Below are 25,327 nucleotides of genomic sequence, written 5' to 3'. Positions count from 1 at the left end.
CCATGACGAACATGAACGCCCGTTTCAATGACGGCACCACCGCAGATGAACCGGCCGATGCGGACACCGCCGCGACCATCCAGCACCCGGCGGATCTTGCGCAGGATTCCCCGGACGATGCCAGTGCCGCAGATGCCGGCCTGAAACTGGCCGCGGAGGATGGCGCTGCCGGCGGGACGTCGGTGGTTGATCCCGGGGTGGTGAGCCTGCCGCTGCTGGGTAGCGCATCACTGCGGCGGCAGGTGGGCCGCCTCTGGCCCCTGCTGTTGCTTGGCGTGGTGCTATTTCTCGTCGGTCTGTTGCTGGGCTTGTGGCAGTCGCAGCGGGCGGTGAAGCAGTACCAGCTCAGCATCCAGGCCAGTGCCGAGGTGCAGCGGCTCGATGCGGTCGCATCGCTGGTGTTTTCCGGCAATCTGTCTTCGCAGCAACTGCAGCAGGCCCTTGACGCCGCCAATGCGCTGGCCGATGACATCGAAGGGCTGCAGCAGGCCGGGCAGGGCGATGTGACCTTGGCCAGCGCCGCGCAACTGCGCGAGGCGGCAGCCAGCCTGGCGCAGACGCGCGGCGTGCTGATCGACCGCAACAACGGGCTGGACACGATTGCCGGTTTGGCGGACGAGCTGCAGCAGGAACTGGCCGCCTCCCAGCAAAGCGCGGCCAGCTTGCAGCAACTGTTCTTGCAGCTGCGTGCCCTGGGCGGCATGGCGCATGGCCTCAAGGACATGACGAGCATCGACCTGGACGCCTTCGCGGCGCTGCGCCAGGATCTGGCATCGGCGCAGGAGACGGTGCGCCAGCAGCAGTTCCGCACGGCCGATGCCGATCTGCAGGACATCCTGCAGAGCCTGGGCAACCGCCTGGGCGATGCCGACGGCACCATTGGCGTGATGCTGGACGACCTGCCGCAGTTGCAGAAGGCGCGCGAAGCGTTGCTCAGCCTGATCTACAACAGCAGCGGGCTGGCCGAGTCCCTGCAGGCCATCGAGGACGAACTGGCTCCGATGACCGGCTGGCAATGGTGGCAGGCGCTGTTGATCGTCGCCGGCGTGCTGCTGATGGCGCTGGCTGGCTGGCTGATGGCGCAGGCCTATATCCGGCAGGGGCAGAACCGCTTCAGGCAGGCCGAGCAGATGTTCCAGGCCACCTACGACCGGGAGCAGGACGCCAAGCGCCTCAATGATGCCAACCAGGCCGCCATTCTGCGGCTGATGAACGAACTGCTGCTGATCGCCGAAGGCGATCTGACGCAGGAGGCGACCGTGACCGAGGACATCACCGGCGCCATTGCCGACTCGGTCAACTACACCATCGAAGAGCTGCGCCAGTTGGTGGCCAGCGTGCAGGAGACGGCCAACAAGGTGACCGGCACCACGCTGCAGGTGGATGCGACGTCCACCGAACTGCTGGCCACGTCCACCGAGCAGCTGCGCGAGATCAAGGAGACCGGCCGCGCGATTCTGGAGATGGCCCAGCGCATCAACGACATCTCGGGCAAGGCGCAGGGCTCGGCCTCGGTGGCGCGCCAGTCGCGCCAGGCCGCAGAGTCGGGCCTGCGCGCCGTGCAGGACTCGATCGGCGGCATGAACGCCATTCGCATGCAGATCCAGGAATCCTCCAAGCGTATCAAGCGCCTGGGCGAGTCGTCACAGGAAATTGGTGAGATCACCGAACTGATCTCGGACATTACCGAGCAGACCAACGTGCTGGCGCTCAATGCCGCGATCCAGGCCGCTTCGGCGGGCGAGGCGGGCCGTGGTTTCTCGGTGGTGGCCGAGGAAGTGCAGCGCCTGGCCGAACGCTCGGCCGATGCGACGCGCCAGATTGCCGAGCTGATCCGCACAATTCAGACCGACATGCAGGATGCGGTGGCGGCCATGGAGCGCTCCACGCAGGGTGTGGTCGAAGGGGCCAGCCTGGCCGACCGCGCCGGTGTGGCGCTCTCGGAGATCGACCAGGTTTCGCGCCAGCTCTCGGAGCTGGTCGAGCAGATTTCCCAGACCGCATTGAAGGAGGCGGGGCTGGCCAATAATGTGGCGGAGAACATCCAGCACATCTTCGCCGTGACCGAGCAGACCAGCGATGGCACGCGCTCGACCGCCCAGCAGGTGCGCGAGCTCTCGCACATCGCGCAGGAATTGCGCCAGTCGATCGCCCGATTCAAGATTCAGTAATGACGTCGGATCCCAACGACTGGATGCGCCAGGCCGGCAGGCACTGGCGCATTTGTCCATCGATTGGGCCGTCCGCCCGACCATAACCGGCCCTGGCCGTGAAGACCTATGAACAACACCGTCCGCAATGACCGCAGTTTGATGGAGCAGGATCTGGGGCCGCTGGCTTGGGTGCTCGGTGAAATGCGTCAGTCATACCGGCAGGCCGTCGGCATTCTGCAGACCTTTGTCAGCCATGCCGAGAGCGAGAGCCGGCCGGTCGAGGCCCTGGCCGACGAGGCTGCCCAGCTGCAGCAGGCCAGGCAGCACATCCACCAGGCCTGCGGCGCGCTGGAGATGGTCGGGGCCTTCATCCCCGCCTTCGTGCTGCGCCAGGCCGAGACCGCCGTGGCCCATCTGGCCCAGCACCCCGCGCAGTGCGATTCGCAGGCGGTCCAGGTGCTGACCCAGGCTGGCATCGCGGTGGGCGAATACCTCGAGAACCTGCTGCACGATGCCAGCATCTCGCCGGTGCTGCTGTTTCCCGCCTACCGTGACGTGCATGCGTTGACCGGCAGTGCGCAGCCGGTCAGCCCGGCCGACCTGTGGCATCTCGAGGGCGAGCTCTCCGAGCCCCAGTTGACCATGCCCGTCAAGGCCATCGAGCCGAGCGATCGCGTTCGTCTGGCGCTCGACCAGGCCATTTTGCGCACCGTACAGGGGGCCGGCAGCGTGCGGGCCGAGAAAGACCTGATCAAGCTCTGCCTGGGGCTTGCCGCTGGCACCGCGGATTTCCGCGAGCGCACCTTCTGGAAGGTGGCCGCCGGCTTCTTCGAGGGCCTGGCGCTGGAGTTGATCCCGAACGACGTCTATGTCAAGCGTGCCGCCACCCGCGTGCTCGTGCAGTACGCATCGCTGATCCAGGGCGATGCCATGGTCACGGCGCGCTGGATGCAGGATCTGCTGTTCTTCTGCGCGCAGGCGCGCCCGCCCAGGGCGGTGGCCGCGCCGGTGCTGCGTGCCGTGCGCGCGGCGTTTGGCCTCGAAGCCTTCGAGCCGCTGGACTACGAGCACAACCCGTTCAGCCTGATCGATCCATTCGAGAAGGAGCGGCTGCTCGACCAGCTCAAGACTGTCGCCGATGGCTGGGCCAAGATCACCGAGGGTGACGAAGCCCGGCTGCAGCCGATGGCACAGCAATTCGCGGCACTGGGCCAGGCCTTGCTGGCGCAGGTGCCGGAGACCGCGCAACTGGTCGAGGAACTCAATGCCGTGGTCGGCGCCCTGGCGCAGCACCAGACGCTGCCATCGGCCGAACTGGCGATGGAGGTGGCCACCACGGTACTGTATCTGCAGGCCATGCTGGGCGACATGCATGTGCGCGCCGCCCATTCGCCCGAGCGCATGCAGGAACTCTCGCAGCGCCTGCGCAAGGTGGCCGAGACCGGCCAGGCCGAGCCGATCGCCGCCTGGATGGAGGACCTCTACAGCCGCGCTAGCGATGCCGCCGCCATGGGCAATGTGGTGGGCGAGTTGCGCCTGAGCCTGAGCGAAGCCGAGAACAGCATCGACCAGTTCTTCCGCAACCCCGCCAATGCCGAGCAGCTCAAGAACGTCCCGGGCATGCTCGGGCGCATCAAGGGGGTGCTGTCGGTGCTGGGGCTCGATGCCGCGATCCGGGCCTTGCAGCAGATCGGGCACGATATCGAGGCCTTCCTGGACCACCATGCCCAGGAAGGGGCCGAGCCCCTGTCCGCCGACGATCCGCGCTTCGAGCGCATCGGCAGCAACCTGGGCGCGCTGGGCCTGCAAGTGGACATGCTGGCCTACCAGCCGGCCCTGGCCAAGGAACTGTTCGTCTATGACGCTGACAAGGCTCTGCTCAAGCCACTGATGGGGCGTCTGAAGGCCTACCAGATCGGTGGTCGCGATATTTTCGATGCCGTGCAGGAAGCCCCGGCGACCGAAGCGGCGGCGTTGCCGCAGGCGTCGAGCTCCGGTGCGGACGCGGCGACTCCTGCCGCCGTGCCCTCGGCACCTGCTGCGCCTGCACCGGTACCCGCCGAAGCGCCTGCCACCGAGTTGGCCCAGTTCGAGACGGTTGCCGCACCGCTGGCGGCGCCGGTTGCCGCCACCGCCGCGGCAGATGACGAGGACGATGGCGACCTGCTCGACATCTTCCTGGAAGAGGCGCAAAGCGTCATCGACAGCGGCCGCGAGGCGATCGAGCAACTGGAGGCGGCGCCGGGCGACATGGCGCAGCAGACCACGCTGCGCCGGGCTTTCCATACCCTCAAGGGCAGCTCGCGCATGGTCGGGCTGGACGTCTTTGGCGAAGCGGCCTGGGCCATGGAGCAGTTGCTCAACGCCTGGCTGGCCGAGCAAAAGCCATTCGATGCGAACATCCTGGCTCTGTGCGGCAAGGCGCTGATCGCGATGGACGGCTGGGTCACCGACATCCATCTGCGTGATCATGCGCACTGGTCCGCCAAAGCCTTCCAGCGCTCGGCCGACGCGATGCGCCTGCAAGGGCGCTACATCCCGCTCGAACCCGCCGATCTTTCCGACGAGGCGCCGGCGCAGCTGCCTGTGCCGCAGGAAGCAGCGCAGGACACCACGGTGTCTTCGCAAGACGTGCCGGCCACCGATTTCGACGATGCCACCGTGCTCGACAGCTTCCTGCACGAACTGGATAACCAGATTTCCGAGTCGCCGGAGAACGCCGAGCGCTGGAACATCCCGTTCAAGGCCACGGAACTCCAGTCCGGTCTCGGTCGCCTGCCCGAGGGGGGCGGCGCAGAACAGGCCGCAACGCCACCGGCCGTGGCGTTTGGCGATGACGCCCAATTGCAGGCCGATCTCGATGCGCTCGGCGATCTGCCGCCGCTGGTGCCGCCGCCGAGTGAGCCGGCCTTGTTGACCGAGGTCGTGGAGGATGGCGGTGAGGCCGAAGAGGCCGCGCCGCAGCAAGCAGCCGATGCCCCGGAGGAGCAGGGAGCGGTCGAGGAAGTGACTGCCGAGGTGGTCGAGCCCGGCGATGCCGATGCACCGCCAGCGTCCGAGACGCTGGAGGAGGGCGCTGTGGCAGCGGAATCGTCCGAGGATGATTCGGTGGTCGATGTGGCCGTCATCGACACTGCCGCGGAAGCCGCGCTGGTGGCGCAGGCCCCCGAGCGCGAGCAGCATCTGCTGCAGGCGCTGCAGCTCTCGCAGGACATCGAGGCCGAACTGCTGCGCTGGTCCTTCAGCGGCGACCCGGTGCTGCCCGCGGGCCTCGCGCAGCCGGCGCAGGAACTGGTGGAGACAGCCACGCTGCTCGACGTCGATGCCGGTTTTGCACGCTTCGTGCAGCACTTCCAGTCGGTGCTGCTGCGCCTGCTCGACATGCCGCTGACGGAGGCGCACCCCGATCTCGACATCCTGCAGGACTCCATGCAGGAAGTGCAGTCGGTGCTCGATGGCATCGTGGCCGGTACCGGCAATGGCCGGGTTGCACAGACCATGCAGGAGCGCCTGCAGGCACTGGAAGAGGCGCTGGTGCGCCTGGCCCGTCCCCAGCCGCCTGCGCCGCTGCCCAGCCGCGATCTGGTCGCGGCAGGGCGCGCGGCGTTCTACGACCTGCCGCCCGAGGCGGCCGAGGCCCCCGATGCGATCGGTGAATCCCGTCTGGCGGTGCCGTTCGACGAAGTCGATCTGGACCTCTTCCCCATCTTCGAGGAAGAGGCCGCCGATTTGCTGCCGCGCCTGATCGGCGCGTTGCGGCAATGGTCCCAGCAACCCGATTCGTTCGAGGCGCGCAGCGAGGCACTGCGCGTGCTGCACACGCTCAAGGGCAGTTCGCGGCTGGCCGGTGCACGCCAGATGGGCGAGCTGGCCCACCAGTTCGAATCCGAGATCGAAGCGATCGAGGCCAAGCCGGGCAACGGTGCGCAAGTGCATGCCACGCTCAAGCGCTATGACGACTTGCAAAGCCTGTTCGATGCACTGAGCGCGCGCGTCAACCAGACGCTCGACCAGCCGGCCGAGCCCGCGTTCGAATCGAGCACCCTTGCCGATGCGGCAACCGGCGGGTTGGGTGACGCGGTTTCCGACAGCGTCGCCGCTGCCGTTGCGGCAGCAGTGCCTGCGGACGGCGAGCATGCCGTGCCCGATGGCTCCGATGCCATGCAGACCGAGCAACTGGGCGCGGAGTACCGCGGCGAGTTGCCCGGGCCAACCGCACTGGTGGTGCAGACCGCGCGCGAGAGCCGCCAGACGGTGCGCGTGCGCAGCCAGCTGATCAATCGCCTGATCAACCAGGCCGGCGAAATCCAGATTTCGCGCAGCCGTGCCGAGTCTCGCCTCAAGCAGCTCAATGCCTCGCTGGACGACATGACCGTCAACCTCGAGCGCTTGCGCCAGCAATTGCGCGAGCTGGAAGTGCAGGCCGAATCGCAGATGCAGTCGCGCATGAGCCTGGGCAAGGAGCATTCGGACTTCGATCCGCTCGAATTCGACCGCTACACCCGCGTGCAGGAACTCACCCGCATGATGGCCGAGACCGTCAACGACGTGGCCACCGTGCAACGCACCCTGCAGGCGGCCATGATCGGCACCGAGGACGACCTGGTCGCGCAGGAGCGCAAGGGCCGCGAACTGCAGCGTGATCTGCTGCGCACCCGCATGGTGGAGTTCGACAGCGTCTCCGAGCGCCTGCATGCGCTGGTGCGCCAGGCCGCCGAGGAACTGGGCAAGCAGGTCGAGCTGGACATCGAGAATGGCAGCATCGAAATGGACCGCCTGCTGCTCGACCGCATGATGGGCGGTTTCGAGCACCTGCTGCGCAACTGCGTCGGCCACGGCATCGAGTTGCCCAAGGAGCGCAAGCGCCTGCGCAAGCCCGAGGTCGGCCACATCACCATCAGCGTCGCGCAGGAGGGCAATGACGTTGCCGTCACCTTCCGCGACGATGGCGCCGGCCTCGATCTGGAAGCGATCCGCCACAAGGGCATCGAGCGCGGCCTGCTCCAGCCGGAACAGACCCTCTCGGACGAGGATCTGGCCAACCTGATCTTCCTGCCCGGTTTCTCGACCGCCTCCAAGCTCACCGGCCTGGCCGGCCGCGGTATCGGCATGGACGTGGTGCGCACCGAGATCAACGCACTGGGCGGCCGCATCGAGACCAGCACCAAGACCGGCGAGGGCAGCGCCTTCCGCCTCGTCATGCCGCTCACCACGGCCGTCACCCAGGTGCTGCTGGTGCGTGTCGGCGCGCTCTCCTTCGGCATTCCGGCCAATCTGGTGAGCAACATCCTGCACCTCGATGCCGGCGCCGTTGGCGAGTGCTACGCGCAGCGCACGCTGGAGGTCGATGGCGTAGACGCACCGTTCTACTGGTCGGGTGCGCTGCTGCAGCATTCGAGCCGGCCGCAGCCCAACGACGAGAAGAACACGCCGGTGGTCATTGTGCGCAGTGCCTCGCAGGTCGTGGCGCTGCATGTGGACGAGGTGCTGGGCAACCAGGAAGTGGTGGTCAAGAATCTCGGCCCGCAGCTCTCGCACCTGCCCGGTCTCGCCGGCATGTCGGTGCTGGCCTCGGGCGCGGTGCTGCTGGTCTACAACTTCATCGCGCTGGCCAATGTGTACGGCGCGCAGGCCTATGCGTTGCAGGATCTCGGCCAATCGCGCGAGGCGGACGGCGCGGCCGGCGCAACCGGGGAGGGCGCCGAGGCCCAGCCGGCCCTGCTGCAGCCGCTGGCGTTCAGCGCCGCATCGGCCGCGCACCTGCCGCTGGTGCTGGTGGTGGACGATTCGATCACCGTGCGCCGCGTCACCCAGCGCCTGCTCAAGCGCGAGGGCTATCGGGTCGCGCTGGCGGCCGATGGCTTGCAGGCCATCGAACGGCTCAAGGAAGAAACGCCCGCCGTGGTGCTCTCGGACATCGAGATGCCGCAGATGGACGGCTTCGAGTTGCTGCGCTACATCCGTTCCGAGGCCTCGCTGGCCCATCTGCCGGTGGTGATGATCACCTCGCGCACGGCCCAGAAGCACCGCGACCATGCCGACGAACTGGGTGCCAACCATTACCTGGGCAAGCCCTATTCGGATGCCGAGTTGCTGGCGCTGGTGCGGCAGTACACGGAGCAGACCTCGACAGCGCAGGCGTAAGAACCTGTTCACGATCTTTTCGTGGGTCACGCGGGAGGTCAAAAATGCAGTGGGCAAGACGCCCGTCGCAGCCCAGACCGGCCGTCTGGGCAAGGCGGGCAACGCCGCCCGGTGCGTTTTTGACCTCCTGCCCTTCGGGTTGTCCCGGCAGGCGCGCGCTGCGGCGTTACAAATCCTCGTCGGGCCACCGGCCCGACTGCAGTTTGCGCCTTGCATCGCATCGCCTGCCGGGGCAACGTGGCCCACGAAAAGATCGTGAACAGGTTCTAAGAACCTGAAAGGTTGCAAGGCTAGGGCGGGCGTGTCATCAATCACCAAGGGGGCGCGCGGGCGAAGCCAGGGAAGGGCGGGCTGCGCGGCTCGGTGGTGATGCTGCTTCAATACCCGCTGGCGTAGCTCTCCAGCCCGATGCGCACCACCAGCGCCACTTGGGGATCCACATCCGCCTCGAATTCGGCTTCGGCCTGCCGCACGGCGCGCTCGAACGCCGCCAGCCATGCCAGGCCCGTTTCCGAGAAGACCACGCGGCTGGCGCGTCCGTCGCTTGGGTCAGGCTCGCGCCGCACCAGTCCCCAGGCCTCGCATTGATCGACCAGCGTGGCCATGGCCTGCTTGCTCATGCCGGCGCGTTGCGCCAGCGTGGTGATGCGGTCACCGCGCAGCGACAGGTGCCGCGTGATGTGGATGTGCGCCGCGCTGATCTTGTTGCGTGCCGCCAGGTTCGAGAGCGCCAGCGGCACCTCCGCATCGTGCGCCATCAGGTGCAGCACCCGCTCGTCGAAGCGCCGCAGCGCGTGGCCAAGCAGGCGCCCCAGGTGGGTCTGGCGCCAGGCATCGGCTGGCGGTGTGGCGCCGCTGATGCTGGCGGATTCTTCCCAGTGGGTCTCGATGTCTTTCATGCGCCGCATCATACCCACAACCTTGACTATAAAGTCAATCAAACTGACTATTAATCGGTGTTTTTCGAATGTATTGCCCCGTAAACTAGCGCCTATCGCAGACGCATGGCCACAGACGCAGTGCCGATTCAGACTGGATCCTTCGCCAAGCCGCTGCAGTCCAACCCCTTCAGTGACAAGGAGCATTCCATGAACGCAGCCACCAACATCAGCAGTGAAAAAGCCAAGGCCCTGCAGGCCGCGCTCGCCCAGATCGAGAAGCAATTCGGCAAGGGCACCATCATGCGCCTGGGCGAGGACGAGGTCATCAAGGACATCCAGGTCGTCTCCACCGGCTCGCTCGGCCTGGACGTGGCGCTGGGCGTCGGCGGCCTGCCGCGCGGCCGCGTCATCGAAATCTACGGACCGGAATCTTCCGGCAAGACCACGCTGACGCTGCAGGTCATTGCCGAGATGCAAAAGCTCGGCGGCATCTGCGCTTTCGTCGATGCCGAGCATGCGCTCGACGTGCAGTACGCCAGCAAGATCGGTGTGGACGTCCAGGATCTGCTGATCTCGCAGCCGGACACTGGCGAACAGGCCCTCGAAGTCGTCGACAGCCTGGTGCGCTCCGGTGCGGTGGACCTGGTGGTGATCGACTCGGTCGCGGCCCTTACGCCCAAGGCCGAAATCGAGGGCGACATGGGTGATCAACTGCCCGGCCTGCAGGCGCGGCTGATGAGCCAGGCGCTGCGCAAGCTCACCGCCACCATCAAGAAAACCAACTGCACGGTGGTCTTCATCAACCAGATCCGCATGAAGATCGGCGTGATGTTTGGCAGCCCCGAGACCACCACCGGCGGCAATGCGCTCAAGTTCTACGCCTCGGTGCGTCTGGACATCCGTCGCACCGGCACGATCAAGAAGGGTGACGAGGCCATCGGCAACGAAACCAAGGTCAAGGTCGTCAAGAACAAGGTGTCGCCGCCGTTCAAGACCGCGCAATTCGACATCATGTTCGGCAAGGGCATCTCGCGCGAGGGTGAGGTCATCGACATGGGCGTGGCCGCCCGCATCGTCGAGAAGGCCGGTGCCTGGTACTCCTACAACGGCGAGAAGATCGGCCAGGGCCGCGACAACGCCAAGGAATTCCTCAAGGAGAATCCCGAGCTGGCCCGCGAGATCGAGAACAAGGTGCGCGCCAACCTGGGCGTGGTGGCTGCCAACATCGCCGAGCTGCCCGCTGGCGTCGATGAGGACGGCGTGCTGCAGGAAGATTGATGACGGTGGAGCACGGCAACGACGCGCCGGGGCATGAGGGCCCCAGCGGCCAGGATGGCGAGTCCCGGCCGCAGCCCCAGGCCGGTGGCGCTGCTGCGCATGCCCGCGCCCTCGCACGTGCCCGCGAAGCCCAGCAGCATGCCTTGAAGGGCACCGGCCTCAGTTTGCAGGCGCGGGCGCTGCGGGCCCTGGCCGGTCGCGAGTACAGCCGTGCCGAACTGCGCCGCAAGCTTGTACTCCATGTGCAGGCGGAAGGCGATGATGCGACAGGGGCGGCTGCCGAGCGGCCTGGGCCCGACACCCCGGATGCACTCGAAGCCTTGCTCGACAAACTGCAGGCACGTGGCCTGCTCAGCGACGAACGGGCTGCCGAGGCATTGGTGCGCCAGAAAGCCCCGCGCATGGGTTCGGTGCGCCTGCGCCAGGCGCTGCAGGCCAAGGGCCTTGACAAGGAGTTGGTGCAAGAGGCTCTCGCGCCCTTGCAGGAAACCGAACTGGAGCGTGCCCGTCAGGTCTGGCAGGCCAAGTTCGGCGGCGTTGATCTGGCCGCCCTGCCTTGGCCCGAACAGCAGAAGATGCGCGCCAAGCAGATGCGTTTTCTACTGACGCGGGGCTTTGCGATGGATGTGGTGCGACAGTTGCTGCCTTAGAACCTGTTTACGATCTTTTCATGGGTCACGCAGGAGGCCAAAAATGCAGTGGGCAAGACGCCCGTCGCAGGCCAGACTGGGCGTCTGGGCAAGGCGGGCAACGCCGCCCGGTGCGTTTTTGACCTCCTGCCCTTCGGGTTGTCCCGGCAGGCGCGCGCTGCGATGTTACAAATCCTCGCCGGGCCACCGGCCCGACTGCGGTTTGCGCCTTGCATCGCATCGCCTGTCGGAACAACGTGGCCCATGAAAAGATCGTAAACAGGTTCTTAGAACCTGTCCCGCGTTTTCACTGATGGCACGCCCTGGTGCCGTGTCAACCATCCAATGCGACAGCCTGGATTGGCGACCCAGCCATTTCGTGGCTCAAAACGGACGTTTCTCCCGTACCAGCTGCGGATGGATCCCGAAATGAGACAGGTTTGCCTTGGCGCAAAAGCTGCCGGGGTGCTGTGCTGCATATTGGAAATGAGCAGCAGCCTGGGGCCATTTCCAGGGTGGTGCAGGCCTTGGCAGGCACCTTCGCTCGGTGTGCTTCAGGCTGCTTCCATTCCAACATTCCAACATTCCAACATTCCAGAAGAGGGAAGCATGGCGTCTGACAAATCCATCGAAGAGGGCTTTTTGCTGTATGAGCTCAACCTGCATGTCCAGGACATGAACCGTTTGCATGCCATGCTGGAGGAGGGGCACCCGCCTGTTGCAGAATGGGCGGAACTCGGTTGTGGTCTGCGGGACTGGCTGGAAGGGCCGGCACTGGCGCAGGTGACAGCCGCTGGCGCGACAGCCCAGCATCTCTTCGAGCCATTGTGTGCCGAGCATCAAGGTTTTCATGAAACGCGTCGGGCCGCACTCCATGCGTTTGCCGGTGGCGATGCGGCGCGGGCGCGGCATGCCAGTTCACAGATGCTGCGCCACGCCAGCCAACTCGGGCGCCTGCTGATGGCGTTGGACGATGCCTTGCGCTCGGCCAAGTCCTCCAAACCGGACAAGTCCGGCATGCTTGTCTCCGAGCCGCTGTCAGAGGCCTGAGGACCTGTTCAAGATCTCTTTTCGAGAGCCCCACGTTGCCCCGCCTTGCACAGACACCCAGTCTGGGCGGCGACGGGCGTCTTGCCCACTGCATTTTTGACCACCTGCGTGACCCACGAAAAGATCGTGAACAGGTTCTGAGCAAGCTGCGTCAGATCAGGAGTTTGGCGTTGTAACGGTGGCCGGTGCATGGACACCGGCGCGGATGGCATCGCTGAGCAGGCTGCCGGCGCCGTCCCAGAAGATCTGGATGCCCAGGCACAGCAGGATGAAGGCCGACAGCCGCAGGAACACGATGGTGCCGGTCTCGCCTAGCAAGCGGGTGAGGTATTCGGCATAGCGGTAGCAGATGTAGATGATCGAGGCCACCACCGCCAGCCCGAGCACCGCGCCCAGCGTGCGCACTGCCGAGAGTGTGATCGAGGGCGAGGCCAGGCTGGCGCCAACCGTGATGGTGGCCGCCAGTGTGCCGGGTCCGCAGGTGATCGGGAACGAGAGCGGGAAGAAGGCCGTCGAGCGGATCATCTCCGGCGTGTAGTTCTCGGCGATCTTGGCCGCGCGCGGCGACTCGGCGCTGTTGGTGGTCAGCAGGCGCCATCCGATATTGATGACGATCAACCCGCCGCCGGCGCGCACGATGTCCAGCGAGATGCCGAACACGTCCAGCACGAAGGAGCCCAGCAGCGCCGCCCCCAGCATCAGCAGGAACACATTGCGGGCGATGCGGCGGGCCAGTTCGTGCCGCGTCTTGAGCGAGGCGCCCTCGGTCAGCGACAGGAAGATCGGTGCCGTGCTCGGCGGATTGGCGATCGGCAGCAAGGCGGCAATGGCCACCAGCGCGCTGGTGCCAAAGGCGAGCAGGTAGCTGGAGATGTTCATGCGTTCGGTCGGACGATCAGGCAGGGGAAAGAGGCAGGCCATGGTCTGCCGCAGACCAGTGCCGCGTCAACCATCCGGTGTCGCAGACCGTACGCCGCCATCGGATCGGAGCGCAAGGCACAGGCCGCTGCCCAGGCTGGACGTCTGGGCAAAGACTGCAACGCGGCGATTCGGTTCGAGGGCAAGTGCAGACCGACAATCGAGGCTTAACGTGACACCAAGGCTTTGCTCAGAGCCCCAGCATCAACTGCAGATTCTGCACCGCCGCGCCGCTGGCGCCCTTGCCGAGGTTGTCCAGGCGCGCCACCACCACCGCCTGACGGTACTGCTCGTTGCCGAACACGCGGACCTCCAGCAGGTTGGTGTCGTTGAGGGCGAGCGCATCGAGCTTGCCGCTGCCATCCGGGGCCAGCACGCGCACGTACTGGCCGGGGGTGTTGGTGCGCGCGTAGTGCGCGGCCAGCGCATCGTGCAGGTCCTCGGCCGTGGGCTGGCCGGGCAGCGTGTCCAATTGCAGCGGCAACTGCACCAGCATGCCCTGGCGGAAGTTGCCTACCGATGGCGTGAAGAGCGGCCGGGTGGTCAGGCCCGCGCAGGCCATGATCTCGGGGATGTGCTTGTGCGTGAGGCCCAGCGCGTACAGCTCGAAGGCGGGCGCCTGGCCGGCCTCGTAGGCCTCGATCATGGCGCGGCCACCACCCGAATAGCCGCTGACGGCCGGCAGATGCACGGCGAAGTCGTGCGGCACGATACCGGCGTCGACCAGCGGGCGCAACATGGCGATGGCGCCGGTGGCGTAGCAGCCGGGGTTGGCGACGCGGCTGGCCTTGGCAATCGCCTCGGCCTGGCCGGGCACCAGCTCCGGAAAGCCATAGATCCAGCCGGGTGCCGTGCGGTGCGCGGTCGAGGCGTCGATGACGCGGATGCTGCGGCCGTCTTGCTGTTCCACCGTCTCGACCAGGGCCACCGTCTCGCGCGCGGCATCGTCGTGCAGGCACAGCACCACCAGATCCACGGCGGCAATCAGGTCGCGCTTGGCCTGTGCGTCCTTGCGCAACTCGGGCGCAATGCTCACCAGCTCGACGCCCGGCAGGCCGGCCAGGCGCTCGCGGATCTGCAGGCCGGTGGTACCGGCTTCGCCATCGATGAAAACTTTGGACATGCTGCTTTCCTTCTCGATCAGGGGCTGGGTGCCGGCCTTCCGGGCGGGGCACGCAAAGCCACGAAATCGCCATGTTCTTCCGGGTTTACCCTGAATGAAAACCATTGTGCGCTTGCACAAGCGGCGGGCCGGGCCGTTAAAATGGGCGCGCTTTGACGCGGGTCAGGGCCCGGCAAAAGCCGCTGTGCCAGCGGCCGGACCGGACCCAAGCGGCATGATACATTAGGCGGCGGCAGTCCTTCTCGCCGACCTGCCCGAGTGCCATGGCGCTTCATCCGCATGCCAGCAGGGGCGCAGACCCCGTCCGGTGCCAGAGTGCTTTCCATTCCTCCCCCTCTCAAAGAGACTCCTCATGAAGATTCACGAGTACCAAGGCAAGGAAATCTTGCGCAAGTTTGGGGTGCCTGTGCCCCGTGGAATTCCTGCGTTCACCGTGCAGGAAGCCGTCGAGGCGGCACAGAAGCTCGGCGGTCCGGTCTGGGTCGTCAAGGCGCAGATCCATGCCGGCGGCCGTGGCAAGGGCGGCGGCGTCAAGGTGGCCAAGAGCATCGATGAGGTCAGGACGCTGGCCGAGCAGATCCTCGGCATGCAACTGGTCACGCACCAGACCGGTCCCGAAGGCCAGAAGGTGCGCCGCCTCTACATCGAGGACGGAGCCGACATCCAGAAGGAATACTATGTCTCGGTCGTCACCGACCGCGCCAGCCAGAAGGTTGCCTTCATCGCCTCCAGCGAAGGCGGCATGGACATCGAGGAAGTGGCGCACAGCCACCCCGAGAAGATCATCAAGGTGTTCGTCGACCCGCTGGTGGGCCTGACCGACGCGCAGGCCAAGGAACTGGCCGACGGCATCGGCATCCCGGCCGACTCCACCGCCCAGGCCGTGGATGTCTTCAAGAAGCTCTACCAGACCTACATGGAGACGGATGCCTCGCTGGTCGAGATCAACCCGCTCAACCGTGACAGCAAGGGCAACATCATCGCGCTGGACGCCAAGTTCAACTTCGACTCCAACGCCCTGTACCGCCTGCCCGAGATCGTCGCGCTGCGCGATCTGGACGAGGAAGACCCGGCGGAGGTCGAGGCTTCCAAGTTCGACCTGGCCTATATCAGCCTGGACGGCAACATCGGCTGCCTGGTCAACGGTGCGGGCCTGGCCATGGCGACCATGGACACCATCAAGCTGTTCGGCGGCGAGCCGGCCAACTTCCTCGACGTTGGCGGCGGCGCCACGCCCGAGAAGGTGACCGAAGCCTTCAAGATCATGTTGCAGAACCCCAAGGTCAAGGCCATCCTGGTCAACATCTTCGGCGGCATCATGAAGTGCGACACCATTGCCACCGGCGTCATCACCGCCAGCCGCGCGGTTCAGCTTTCCGTGCCGCTGGTGGTGCGCATGAAGGGCACCAACGAGGAACTGGGCAAGAAGCTGCTGGCCGAGAGCGGCCTGCCCATCATCAGCGCCGACACCATGGCCGAAGCCGCGCAAAAAGTCGTTGCCGCCGTCAACGCCAACGCCGTCAAGTAAGGAACCACCTGCCATGTCCATCTACGTCAACAAAGACACCAAAGTCATCACCCAGGGCATCACCGGCAAGACCGGCCAGTTCCACACCGAGAAGTGCATCGAGTACGCCAACGGCAAGAACTGCTTCGTTGCCGGCGTCAACCCGAAGAAGGCCGGCGAGAAAATCTTCGACGTGCCGATCTACGCCACCGTCAAGGAAGCGGCCAAGGAAACCGGTGCCACCACCTCGGTGATCTACGTGCCGCCAGCCGGTGCCGCGGCCGCCATCTGGGAAGCCGTCGAGGCCGACCTCGACTTCGTCATCTGCATCACCGAGGGCATCCCGGTGCGTGACATGCTCGAAGTGCGCAACAAGATGAAGGCCAAGGAAGCCGCTGGCGGCAAGAAAACCCTGCTGCTCGGCCCCAACTGCCCGGGCATCATCACGCCTGACGAGATCAAGATCGGCATCATGCCCGGCCACATCCACAAGAAGGGCCGCGTGGGCGTCGTCAGCCGCTCCGGCACGCTGACCTATGAAGCCGTGGCGCAGCTCACCGAGCTGGGCATCGGCCAATCGACCGCCGTCGGCATCGGTGGCGACCCGATCAACGGCCTCAAGCACATCGACGTGATGAAGGCCTTCAATGACGACCCGGACACCGACGCCGTCATCATGATCGGCGAGATCGGCGGTCCCGACGAGGCTGAAGCCGCCCGCTGGTGCAAGGACAACTTCAAGAAGCCCGTGGTCGGCTTCATCGCCGGTGTCACTGCCCCGGCCGGCAAGCGCATGGGCCACGCCGGCGCGCTGATCTCCGGCGGCGAGGACACGGCCGATGCCAAGCTTGCCATTCTTGAAGAGTGCGGCTTCAAGGTCACGCGCGACCCGTCCGAAATGGGTCGGCTGCTGAAAGCACTGCTCTGATGCGCATCAGGCATTGGCGGCGCGCATCAGCGCCGCCGGCATGAAAAAACCGCCAGCATTGCTGGCGGTTTTTTCATGCCTTCGCGATTCCTCGAAACATGCCGAAACGCGTGACCTGACACACCCTAGGCCTACCACCGCCCTCTCATTGTCTCTGTCAGGCAAATCGCGGTTGGTGCGGGCCAGTCCGTACCGGATATCCCCGGTCTTGTCGGCTGCGTGTCTCCGTCCACACCCCATGCCTGTACAAGTCAGGCATGGTCGATGCCGCTTTGCCCTGGACGCCCGCAGCACCTGCCGCTTGCAAGCGAGGCTTCTGAAGGGGGTTTTGGGTTATGTCGCTGGCTGGCATGATGAAACCGACAAGGAAACCGAAGAGGGTATTGTAAACAAATGCAAATAAATGTGATTTCAAATGTGTCTCGACTCGTGGCGTTGAATCACCAATGGTGGGATGCGTCTGAAGCCGTTATCATCGCGCACCGAAGGAATCCCCATATTTTGTAAACAGTGTTTCATCCGGTCGTCGCAAGAATCCACAGCCAGGGGTCTTGCCCATGGCCAGATCCACGGCACCAGAAGGAGCAACTGCGATGCCATACAAGCTCATCATCAGCAAGGACGACCGCGTTCTCAAAGAGCACCTGCTGCCGGCAGGTCAGACCCTGGTGGGCCGCCGCCCGCACAATGACCTGGTGCTCGAAGACCCAACCGTCAGCGGCAAGCACGCCATCATCCGCGTGCAGGACGACGAAGTCGAGATCGAGGACCTGGGCAGCACCAACGGCACCTACGTCAATGGCGACCCCATCGCCCGGCAGGAGCTGCAACTGGGCGACCGCATGGTCATCGGCCCCTACCGCATCAGCCTGCAACTGCAGATCCAGGACGCCTGGGCCAACGCAGGCTCTGCACCCTCTGTCATGCCGACCTACTTCCAGGAAACCTCGCGCGGCGTCCTCGGCCAACAGCAAACGGCCTTCATCGAGATCACCGCTGGCCCCAATGCCGGGCGCCATCTGCCGCTCACCAAGGTCGTCACCACCATCGGCACGCCGGGCGTCGGCGTCATCTCTCTGACGCACCGGCTCGACGGCTTCCTGCTCGCCAAGGTGGAAGGGGAAGACCCGGTGACCCTCAACGGCCAGCCCATTGAAGGCAGCGTCAAGCTCAAGGATGGCGACAAGATCCAGATGGCCAGCATCGGCATGGTGTTCCGGCTGGAGCAGGCTTGAGGCAGGGCGGGGGCGCTGAACAAGTGCCCCTGATTTCGCCCGCTTTGGTTTGAGCAGTGTCAGGCGTTGACGGCACCAATGCAATGCATGCATGGCCATGCGACTCACCTTGCACCGCCATTGCGGACTTGACCCGGAAGGATGGCGACTGAAAAGTGGGCGGTTCTCCAGCTCAGTTACCGCTGAGTTCCCGCCGTCGCGGGGCTGATGGAGCGTCTTCTCAGGGACTTTGTCGAACCGACGGTCATGGATGGTATGCGAGCCATTGGTCGTACTGGCATGTTGCCATGGTCATAGCTGTGCCATGGGGTTGACCCAGCACCAGCATGCCTTGGCGCAATCTCTCCTGCATGCGCCGCGCAGAAGGGGCGAGAGGCGGAGCAAGAATTGACATAGCTTGAGGCTATGTGCCAATTTTTGGCAATGATGATGCAAAAATTGATCAATCGAAACGAAGTGTGACGAAAATTGCTTGATGATTGTCAAGTAAAAGTGGTTGTTTGACGCATTCTTGACAATCCAGAGTGGTTGGAAGGGTGGCACAGGGCTTGCTCAACTGTCTTCGTCCAAGGCCGTTGGGGCCTTTGTTACCTACGAGGAGTTCACCATGAAGGCTTCCCTGCAAAAGGGTTTCACCCTGATCGAACTGATGATCGTCGTGGCGATCATTGGCATTCTGGCTGCCATTGCCATTCCGCAGTACAGCGAATACCAGAAGAAGGCGCAAGACAAGTCCGCCCAGTCCGACGCCAAGAATTTCCTGACGTCTGCTGTTGCAAACTCCGTCAAGTAATCCATTTTCGAATTAGGAGAGTTTTATCATGAACAAGGCAAAAATTGCATTCCTGGCTCTGGTTTGCGCTTCCGGTTCGGTGTTTGCGGACACAACCGGCTCGCAAGAGCCTGCTGCCGCATCGGCAACATACGACTTTACAGCAGCGACTGATGGTAGTGAATTCGTTGTGTCTGATTTCAAGTACACCCTGTCGTCCAACGTCGGGCTGGGCTATTCGCAGAATGAGACTGCCATCGCTGTAGGTACGTACAATACCCGTGGCCGTAACGCTTTCACTGGCACCAGCGAAGGTGGTTCGGTTGCCGCCTGTGGCGATCCGACCACGGGTAGCACGGCTCCGTCAGCTCCCACGCTGAGCTTGGATGCGGACGATGCCAATGGTTGCGGCGCTTGATGAGTTCTCATTGAAGTGTCAGTAAAAAGCGCGCCATTGGCGCGCTTTTTCTTGGGAGAATGCGTGTTAATGTGAGCGCATGATCAGGCAGATTCAGGATTTTTTTGCATGTGGCAATTGATGCGCTCAGGTTGGATCTCAGGCATCCGTTCGCACAGTATCCGCTGGTTGCTGATGATTGCCACCGCAGTCATCTTCATTGCATGGCTGGCCGCGAATTTCTCCGCCCGGCAGCCCGCTACCGTGGCGCTGGACGTCGGCCTCTCCGGTATCCGGCTGGTGCTGATGCTGATGGCGCTGTTCTGGGTACAGGAACTGCTCGGCAAGGACATCGAGCGCAAGTCGCTGTATTTCGTGCTGGCCTATCCTGTCTCGCGCGGCGTGTATCTGGCCAGCCGCTTTTTTGCCGTGGCGGCCCTGCTGGCGCTGGGCGTGCTGGTGCTGGGTCTGGCGCTGGGAGCGGTGCTGGGCGTGCTGCCGGTGTCGTACAGCCAGCCGACCCCCATTCATCTGGGCGGCGCCTATGCGCTGGTGTTGCTGGGCATCTGGCTCGATCTGCTGGTGATCGCGGCCTTTGCGCTGCTGCTGTGCAGCCTCTCTACCACGCCGTTCCTGCCGCTGATTCTGGGCTGCTTTTTTGCATTGGCGGCGCGCTCGCTGGGGGTGAGCCTGCAGTACCTGCTGGCACCCGGGGCCGAGGGCACGGCGGAGGCCACGTATCTGCTGCCGGTACTGAATGTGGCGCAATGGCTGTTGCCCGACCTGTCGCGGCTGGACTGGCGCGATCTGTCGCTGTACGGCCTGCCGGTGCCTTGGGCCGCGCTGGGTTGGGCGGCGCTGATGGCGCTGGGCTATTGCGGCCTGCTGCTGGCCCTGGCGACCTGGAAGTTCAAGCGCCGCGAATTCATCTGATGGGGGCGAACATGCGCTTTCAGGCTTTCGCCCATCGTTCGGTACAAGGCTTTCCGCGCCTTCCGTTGTGGTTGGGCGCGTTGGTGGCGCTGCTGCTGTATGCGTTAGCTGTGTGGCATCTGGCACCTTTGCCGCGTCCTGAGCAGGAGGATGTGCTGCGTGTGCGTTTGCCGCTGTTGCTGCAGGTGTTCCAGGCAGGGGGAGACCGTTACCTTGCGGCAGACCTGAACGTGATCCGCAGCGCCACCGTGGGCGGCAGCGTGACGGATGGGGAAACCTATCGCATCCAGGCCGCGATCCAGCTCGATGCCGCGCGGCTCAACCCGCGGCACGAGGACAATTACTATATTGCGGCGGCCATCGTGCCCTGGCAGGGTTATGTGGCCGAAGCGCAGGATATCTTGCGGCTGGCCAGCGATGCGCGGCCCTGGGACATGATGCCACCGTTCTTCTACGCCTTCAATGCCGCCTATTTCGAGCATGCTTACGATGAAGCCGGGCAATGGGCGGAAAAGGCTGCGCAGCGTGTGGGCGAGCCCAATGCGACTGCCTTGCGCACCATGGCCGCCAAGTGGTACGAGCGCGGCGACGACCCCGATCAGGCCATCGAGATGATAGAGCGCATCAAGCAGTTGAACCTGGATGCCAAGGTGTTGCCGCTGCTGGATGCGCGCATCCAGCGTCTGCAGGGACTCAAGGTCTTGCGCGAGGCCGCTGCACGATTCCAGGCGCGATACGGGCACTCGCCGACGCGTCTGCAGGATTTGCTCGATGCCGGGTTGCTGCCGGCCTTGCCACCGGATCCGTTACGGATCGGCTATGTGCTGGATGCGCAGGGCGTGCCGCAGTTGGCGCTTTCGAGGAATGGACAATGACGGATACGCTGATCGAATTCGTGCGGGTGAACAAATCGTTCAAACTCAAGGGCCGGCGCCAGCCGGCGGTGCAGGACTTGAGCTTTTCCGTGCGGGCGGGAGAGGCGATCGGCTTCGTCGGCCCCAATGGAGCGGGCAAGAGCACCAGCATGAAGATGCTGATGGGCATGCTGCGCCCGGATAAAGGGGAGGCCTTGTTGATGGGGTGGCCGGCCGCCGATGAGCGGGCTCGTCAGGGCGTGGGCTACGTGCCCGAGAACCCGTATCTCTACGATTACCTCACGCCGCTGGAGATCGTGACCATGGGCCTGCAGATCCACGGCCGGGCCAGGGGTAGGGAGGCGGCGCAACGCGCCATGCAGTGGCTTGAGCGCATGGGCATCGGCTATGCGGCGCACAAGCGCGTGCGCAACCTCTCCAAGGGCATGACGCAGCGCACCGCGCTGGCCCATGCGCTGGCGCTGGAGCCCCGGCTGCTGGTGCTGGATGAGCCGATGTCCGGACTGGACCCGGTGGGTCGCAAATTGGTGGCCGACGAGGTGCAGCTTTACCGGGAGGGAGGTGGCACGCTATTCTTCTGCTCGCACATCCTCAATGACGTGGAGCGGCTGGCCAGCCGAGTGCTGCTGATCGACAAAGGCCAGCTGAAGGCCGATCAGCCGCTGCAGGGGCTTCTGAACAAGGGGGGCTTGGTGCTGCGTTACCACCTGGTTGGCCAGCCCTTGCCGGGTTTTGCCAGCGATGGCACGGACATCTGGCGTGCGCAAATTCCTGCCGGGCAGCTTTGGCAGACCCTGCACGCCATCGAGGCATCGAACGGAACCTTGATTGACGTGCACCAGGGCCTGAGCCTGGAGCAGATGTTCGTGGATCTGGTGGCAGCCTCCGCGTGAGCAATGCAATGGGCGTGCCTGTGCAAGGGCGATCCAAGAGCCTCGGCCTTGCGCAAGGTTTTTTTACCGCGAAAAGCAAACGCTTACGGTAGGATGCGCACGATGTTGAACTGTTTGGCAGGGCAATGCTGATGGACGATGCCGCACTGCGCCATGCGCGGACTTGCGTTGGCACGCCTGGGTCGTTGCCTGTCGCTGGATCGATGCTTGACTTCCTTTCGACCGCCTCGCTGCGCCGGGCGCGCACTGGGCGCGCCGGCCGCCTGCGGACCTGGGGCATGGCCGCCTTGCTGTGTGGCGCCGCAGCGGCGCAGGCGCAATCCGACGATGAGGCCCGACCGTTGGCCGTGACCGAGGTCGCCTACGGCCTCAACCACCCGTGGGCGGTGGCCTTTTTGCCGGATGGCAATTTCCTGGTGAGCGAGCGCCCGGGCACTTTGCGCGTCGTCGATGCGCAGGGCCGCGTGGGGTTGCCGCTGGCAGGCGTGCCCGCCGTGGCGGCCGAGGGCCAGGGCGGCCTGCTTGACCTGGTGCTGGACCGCGATTTCGCGCAGAACCGGCGGCTGTTCTTCTGCTTCGCCGAGCCGGACCCGGGTTCGGGCAGCCGCAGCAGCACGGCCCTGGCCTCGGCGCGTCTGTCGGAGCGGCAGGACCGGCTCGAGGACGTGCAGGTGATCTTCCACCAGATGCCGCGCCTCAAGAGCGCCCAGCACTTCGGCTGCCGCATTGCGCAGTCGGGCGATGGCTCGCTGTTCCTGACGCTGGGCGAGCGGTCGATTGCGCGCGACCAGGCCCAGCGCACCACCAACCACCTGGGCACCATCGTGCATCTCACGCCGGAGGGGCATGCGGCGGCGGGCGGCCCGTTCAGCAGCCGCATGGGCGGCCTGCCGGAGGTCTGGAGCTGGGGCCACCGCAACCCGCAGGGCGCGGTGATCACGCCCGATGGCGAGCTGTGGATGCACGAGCACGGTCCGCAGGGCGGCGATGAGCTCAACCACATCCGCCCCGGCGGCAATTACGGTTGGCCGGTCATTACCTATGGGCGCAATTACGGCCTGGGCACCCGCATTGGCGAGGGCACGGCCAAGGATGGCATGGAGCAGCCCGTGCACCAGTGGACACCGTCGATCGCTCCTTCCGGCATGGCCTTCCTGACGAGCGACCGTTACGGCCCCGAGTGGCTGGGCAGCTTCTTCATCGGTTCGCTCAAGTTTGGCACGCTGCACCGCCTGAAGGTCGCCGGCGACCAGGTGCAGCAGGAAGAACGCCTGCTGCTGGGCCGCGGCCAGCGCATCCGCGACGTGCGCCAGGGCCCGGATGGCCTGCTGTACCTGCTGACGGACAGCCGCAATGGCCGCCTGCTGAGGGTGAATCCGCCCGAGCCGCCGCCGGCACCCGAGCCGGTGGTGACGGTGGAGCCGCTGGACCATGTCGAAGGCATTGTGGCCAGTCCGGCCGATGGGGCGGCCAGCCCGCCTGCCGTGTCCGGCAATGCGGATGGCGGCAGCCGCGACAACACGGTGGAGCCACCCCCGGCGCCTGCCGCACCATGAACCCTTGAAATCTTCCGTACGGCAGATTGAATCGACTGAACCCGTGAACGCACAAACCGAACGTCTGATGCTGACGGGCGCGGCAGGCGCCGTCGAGGCCTTGCGCGATGCGGCGCAGCAGCCGGAAGGCACCGCCGCGCTTGGCGCAGCCATCATCGCCCACCCGCATCCGCTCTTTGCCGGCACCATGAACAACAAGGTGGTGCAGACCCTGGCGCGCGCGATGGTGGCCACCGGCTGGGACAGCTACCGCTTCAACTTCCGTGGCGTGGGCTCTTCCGAAGGCGTTCACGACCATGGCGCAGGGGAGGCCGAAGACCTGCTGCGAGTCATCGAGCAGGTGGCCCCCGAAGGGCCACTGGTGCTTGCAGGTTTTTCATTTGGCACCTATGTCATCAGCCGCGTGCTGGCACAATTGCACGCTGGCCGCGACATTCGCGCCGTGGTGTTCGTGGGCACGGCGGCCAGCCGCTTCAAGGTCGCACCGATTCCGCCGGTGCTGCACATCCGCAGCCTGGCCATCCATGGTGAGCAGGACGACACCGTGCCCATCGCACCGGTGCTGGACTGGGCGCGGGAACAGTCGCTGCCTTTGATGGTCATACCCGGCTGCGAGCATTTCTTCCATGGCAAGCAGGTGCTGCTCAAACAGCTGGTGGTGCGCCACATGCTGGGGGTGGCGGCCTTGCCGCAGGAGCCCTGAGCAGGGAATTGCCCGCAGCCCCGGCCATGCACCCACGTTGCCGCCATCGGGCGGCTTTGTGCTTTGGGTTGGGTGTACTTCCTCGTTTCTTTTTTCGTTTGGATTGCTTGAGATCATGAAACTGTTCCGATCTGGATGGACCCGCGTCGTCGGGTTCGTGAGTGGCTGCCTGCTGGCGGCCGCGGCCCATGCGCAACTGCCCCAGCCTCCCGAGATTGCCGCGCGCAACTACCTGCTGCTGGACGTGACGGCCGGCCAGGTGCTGGCGGCCAAGGACATCGATGCGCCCATCGAGCAGGCCTCGCTGACCAAGCTGATGACGGCCTACATCGTTTTCGACGCGTTGCGTGCGCGCAAGATCACGCTGGAACAGCGCCTGCCGGTGAGCGAGCGGGCCTGGAAGATGCCCGGCTCGCGCATGTTCATCGACCCGAAGATGCAAGTGCCCGTCGACGACCTGCTGCGCGGCATGATCATCCAGTCCGGCAACGATGCCACCACCGCCCTGGCCGAAGGCGTGGGCGGCACCGTCGATCACTTCGTCAAGCTGATGAACGACCAGGCCCAGGCGCTGGGCATGAACAACACCAGCTACAAGAACCCCGAGGGCCTGACCGCGCCTGGCCACCTGACCACCGCGCGCGACCTCGCCACGCTGGCCACCAGCCTGATGCGCGAGTTCCCCGAGTACATGCACTACTACGCCACCAAGCAGTACCGCTACGAGGGCACGCCGGCGGCCAACAGCAACAACCGCAACCTGCTGCTGTTCCGCGACCCGACGGTGGACGGCCTCAAGACCGGTTATACCGATGCCGCCGGCTATTGCCTGGTGGCCACCGCGCAGCGCGACATGCCCAATGTCGGCAAGCGCCGGCTGCTCTCCATCGTGCTGGGGACCGACAGCGAGAACGCTCGCGCCAACGAGAGCCAGAAGCTGCTCAACTGGGGCTACACCGCGTTCGATGCCGTCAAGCTCTTCGACGCCGGACAGCCGATGGAGACGCCCGAAATCTGGAAGGGCGCGGCAGACACCGTGAAGATCGGTAGCCATGACGCGGTGTTCCTGGCCATCCCGACCGGCGCGGCCGGCCAGATCAAGACCAGCATCGAGCGCCCCGATCCGCTCATCGCGCCGGTGCATCTGGACCAGTCGATCGGCCGCCTCAAGGTCACGTTGGGTGACGAGGTCATCAAGGAAGTGCCGGTCGTCGCGCTCGAGGACGTGGGCGAAGCCGGCTTCTTCGGCCGCATGTGGGATGCGATGCGGTTGTGGGTGAAGTAAGCCCATAGCAAGCACAAACAGCGTGCCATCCGAACCCCCGCAGCAGGTGGAGCAGACGCAGTTGCGA

18 protein-coding genes and 1 pseudogene are annotated in these 25,327 nt (G+C 65.0%); 16 read left to right on the top strand and 3 right to left on the bottom strand.

The window, feature by feature from the left end:
• The first annotated feature begins 2 nt into the window (after positions 1-2).
• Complete coding sequence (locus EV687_RS08390) at positions 3-2,171, top strand: methyl-accepting chemotaxis protein (protein ID WP_122231841.1); 2,169 nt, start codon at positions 3-5, stop codon at positions 2,169-2,171.
• 108 nt (positions 2,172-2,279) lie between these two features.
• Positions 2,280-8,297 carry a hybrid sensor histidine kinase/response regulator gene (locus EV687_RS08385; protein WP_122231720.1) on the top strand — a complete coding sequence of 2,006 codons (6,018 nt, stop codon included), beginning with the start codon at positions 2,280-2,282 and terminating at the stop codon, positions 8,295-8,297.
• 377 nt (positions 8,298-8,674) lie between these two features.
• Here the strand turns inward: EV687_RS08385 and EV687_RS08380 are convergent, their stop codons facing one another.
• Positions 8,675-9,196: a MarR family winged helix-turn-helix transcriptional regulator gene (locus EV687_RS08380; RefSeq protein ID WP_122232010.1), complete on the bottom strand. Its 522-nt coding sequence runs from the start codon at positions 9,194-9,196 to the stop codon at positions 8,675-8,677.
• Positions 9,197-9,385: 189 nt separating this feature from the next.
• On the opposite strand from EV687_RS08380, the gene recA reads away from it, so the two are divergent.
• From recA to EV687_RS08365, 3 genes are all read left to right on the top strand, one after another.
• The gene (gene recA / locus EV687_RS08375) at positions 9,386-10,456 is read left to right on the top strand and encodes a recombinase RecA (RefSeq protein WP_122232009.1); all 1,071 of its coding nucleotides are present in this window, start codon (positions 9,386-9,388) and stop codon (positions 10,454-10,456) included.
• Positions 10,456-11,106: a regulatory protein RecX gene (locus EV687_RS08370; RefSeq protein ID WP_122232008.1), complete on the top strand. Its 651-nt coding sequence runs from the start codon at positions 10,456-10,458 to the stop codon at positions 11,104-11,106. The genes recA and EV687_RS08370 overlap by 1 nt, the downstream gene beginning before the upstream one ends.
• 465 nt (positions 11,107-11,571) lie before the next feature.
• Positions 11,572-12,135, top strand: a complete 564-nt coding sequence (locus tag EV687_RS08365; RefSeq protein WP_130466475.1) for a hypothetical protein — start codon at positions 11,572-11,574, stop codon at positions 12,133-12,135.
• Positions 12,136-12,291: 156 nt separating this feature from the next.
• Here EV687_RS08365 and EV687_RS08360 read toward each other — a convergent pair whose 3' ends face one another.
• The gene (locus EV687_RS08360; RefSeq protein WP_122231167.1) at positions 12,292-13,014 is read right to left on the bottom strand and encodes a MarC family protein; all 723 of its coding nucleotides are present in this window, start codon (positions 13,012-13,014) and stop codon (positions 12,292-12,294) included.
• Between the two features lie 229 nt (positions 13,015-13,243).
• Positions 13,244-14,176 (bottom strand): N-acetyl-gamma-glutamyl-phosphate reductase, encoded by a 933-nt coding sequence (argC, locus tag EV687_RS08355; protein ID WP_122231165.1) that lies wholly within the window; start codon positions 14,174-14,176, stop codon positions 13,244-13,246.
• A gap of 352 nt (positions 14,177-14,528) precedes the next feature.
• Between argC and sucC the strand changes: the two genes are divergently transcribed.
• From sucC to EV687_RS08305, 11 genes and pseudogenes are all read left to right on the top strand, one after another.
• A complete protein-coding gene (sucC, locus tag EV687_RS08350) occupies positions 14,529-15,704 on the top strand; it encodes an ADP-forming succinate--CoA ligase subunit beta (RefSeq protein WP_122231163.1) in 1,176 nt (391 codons plus the stop codon).
• A 13-nt stretch (positions 15,705-15,717) separates the two neighbouring features.
• Positions 15,718-16,611 (top strand): succinate--CoA ligase subunit alpha, encoded by an 894-nt coding sequence (sucD, locus tag EV687_RS08345; protein ID WP_122231161.1) that lies wholly within the window; start codon positions 15,718-15,720, stop codon positions 16,609-16,611.
• Positions 16,612-17,204: 593 nt separating this feature from the next.
• Positions 17,205-17,846 carry an FHA domain-containing protein gene (locus EV687_RS08340; RefSeq protein ID WP_162846658.1) on the top strand — a complete coding sequence of 214 codons (642 nt, stop codon included), beginning with the start codon at positions 17,205-17,207 and terminating at the stop codon, positions 17,844-17,846.
• Between the two features lie 607 nt (positions 17,847-18,453).
• A pseudogene (locus EV687_RS19035) lies at positions 18,454-18,553 on the top strand (prepilin-type N-terminal cleavage/methylation domain-containing protein); the annotation flags it as partial.
• Positions 18,554-18,667: 114 nt separating this feature from the next.
• Positions 18,668-19,036: a hypothetical protein gene (locus EV687_RS08330; RefSeq protein WP_130466474.1), complete on the top strand. Its 369-nt coding sequence runs from the start codon at positions 18,668-18,670 to the stop codon at positions 19,034-19,036.
• 174 nt (positions 19,037-19,210) lie between these two features.
• Positions 19,211-19,948 (top strand): ABC transporter permease, encoded by a 738-nt coding sequence (locus EV687_RS08325; RefSeq protein ID WP_130466473.1) that lies wholly within the window; start codon positions 19,211-19,213, stop codon positions 19,946-19,948.
• A gap of 11 nt (positions 19,949-19,959) precedes the next feature.
• Positions 19,960-20,823, top strand: coding sequence for a hypothetical protein (locus EV687_RS18930; protein ID WP_162846657.1), 864 nt, complete (start codon positions 19,960-19,962; stop codon positions 20,821-20,823).
• Positions 20,820-21,716: an ABC transporter ATP-binding protein gene (locus EV687_RS08320; RefSeq protein ID WP_162846656.1), complete on the top strand. Its 897-nt coding sequence runs from the start codon at positions 20,820-20,822 to the stop codon at positions 21,714-21,716. The genes EV687_RS18930 and EV687_RS08320 overlap by 4 nt, the downstream gene beginning before the upstream one ends.
• A 203-nt stretch (positions 21,717-21,919) precedes the next feature.
• Positions 21,920-23,272 (top strand): PQQ-dependent sugar dehydrogenase, encoded by a 1,353-nt coding sequence (locus EV687_RS08315; protein WP_242612542.1) that lies wholly within the window; start codon positions 21,920-21,922, stop codon positions 23,270-23,272.
• A 43-nt stretch (positions 23,273-23,315) separates the two neighbouring features.
• Complete coding sequence (locus EV687_RS08310; RefSeq protein WP_122231149.1) at positions 23,316-23,975, top strand: alpha/beta hydrolase; 660 nt, start codon at positions 23,316-23,318, stop codon at positions 23,973-23,975.
• Positions 23,976-24,090: 115 nt separating this feature from the next.
• Positions 24,091-25,260, top strand: a complete 1,170-nt coding sequence (locus EV687_RS08305; RefSeq protein WP_122231147.1) for a D-alanyl-D-alanine carboxypeptidase family protein — start codon at positions 24,091-24,093, stop codon at positions 25,258-25,260.
• Positions 25,261-25,327 lie beyond the last annotated feature (67 nt).

This window comes from Corticibacter populi, assembly GCF_004217315.1.
GTDB classification, from domain to species: domain Bacteria; phylum Pseudomonadota; class Gammaproteobacteria; order Burkholderiales; family Burkholderiaceae_C; genus Lampropedia; species Lampropedia populi.
This window is presented reverse-complemented; position numbering and strand designations above follow the sequence as displayed.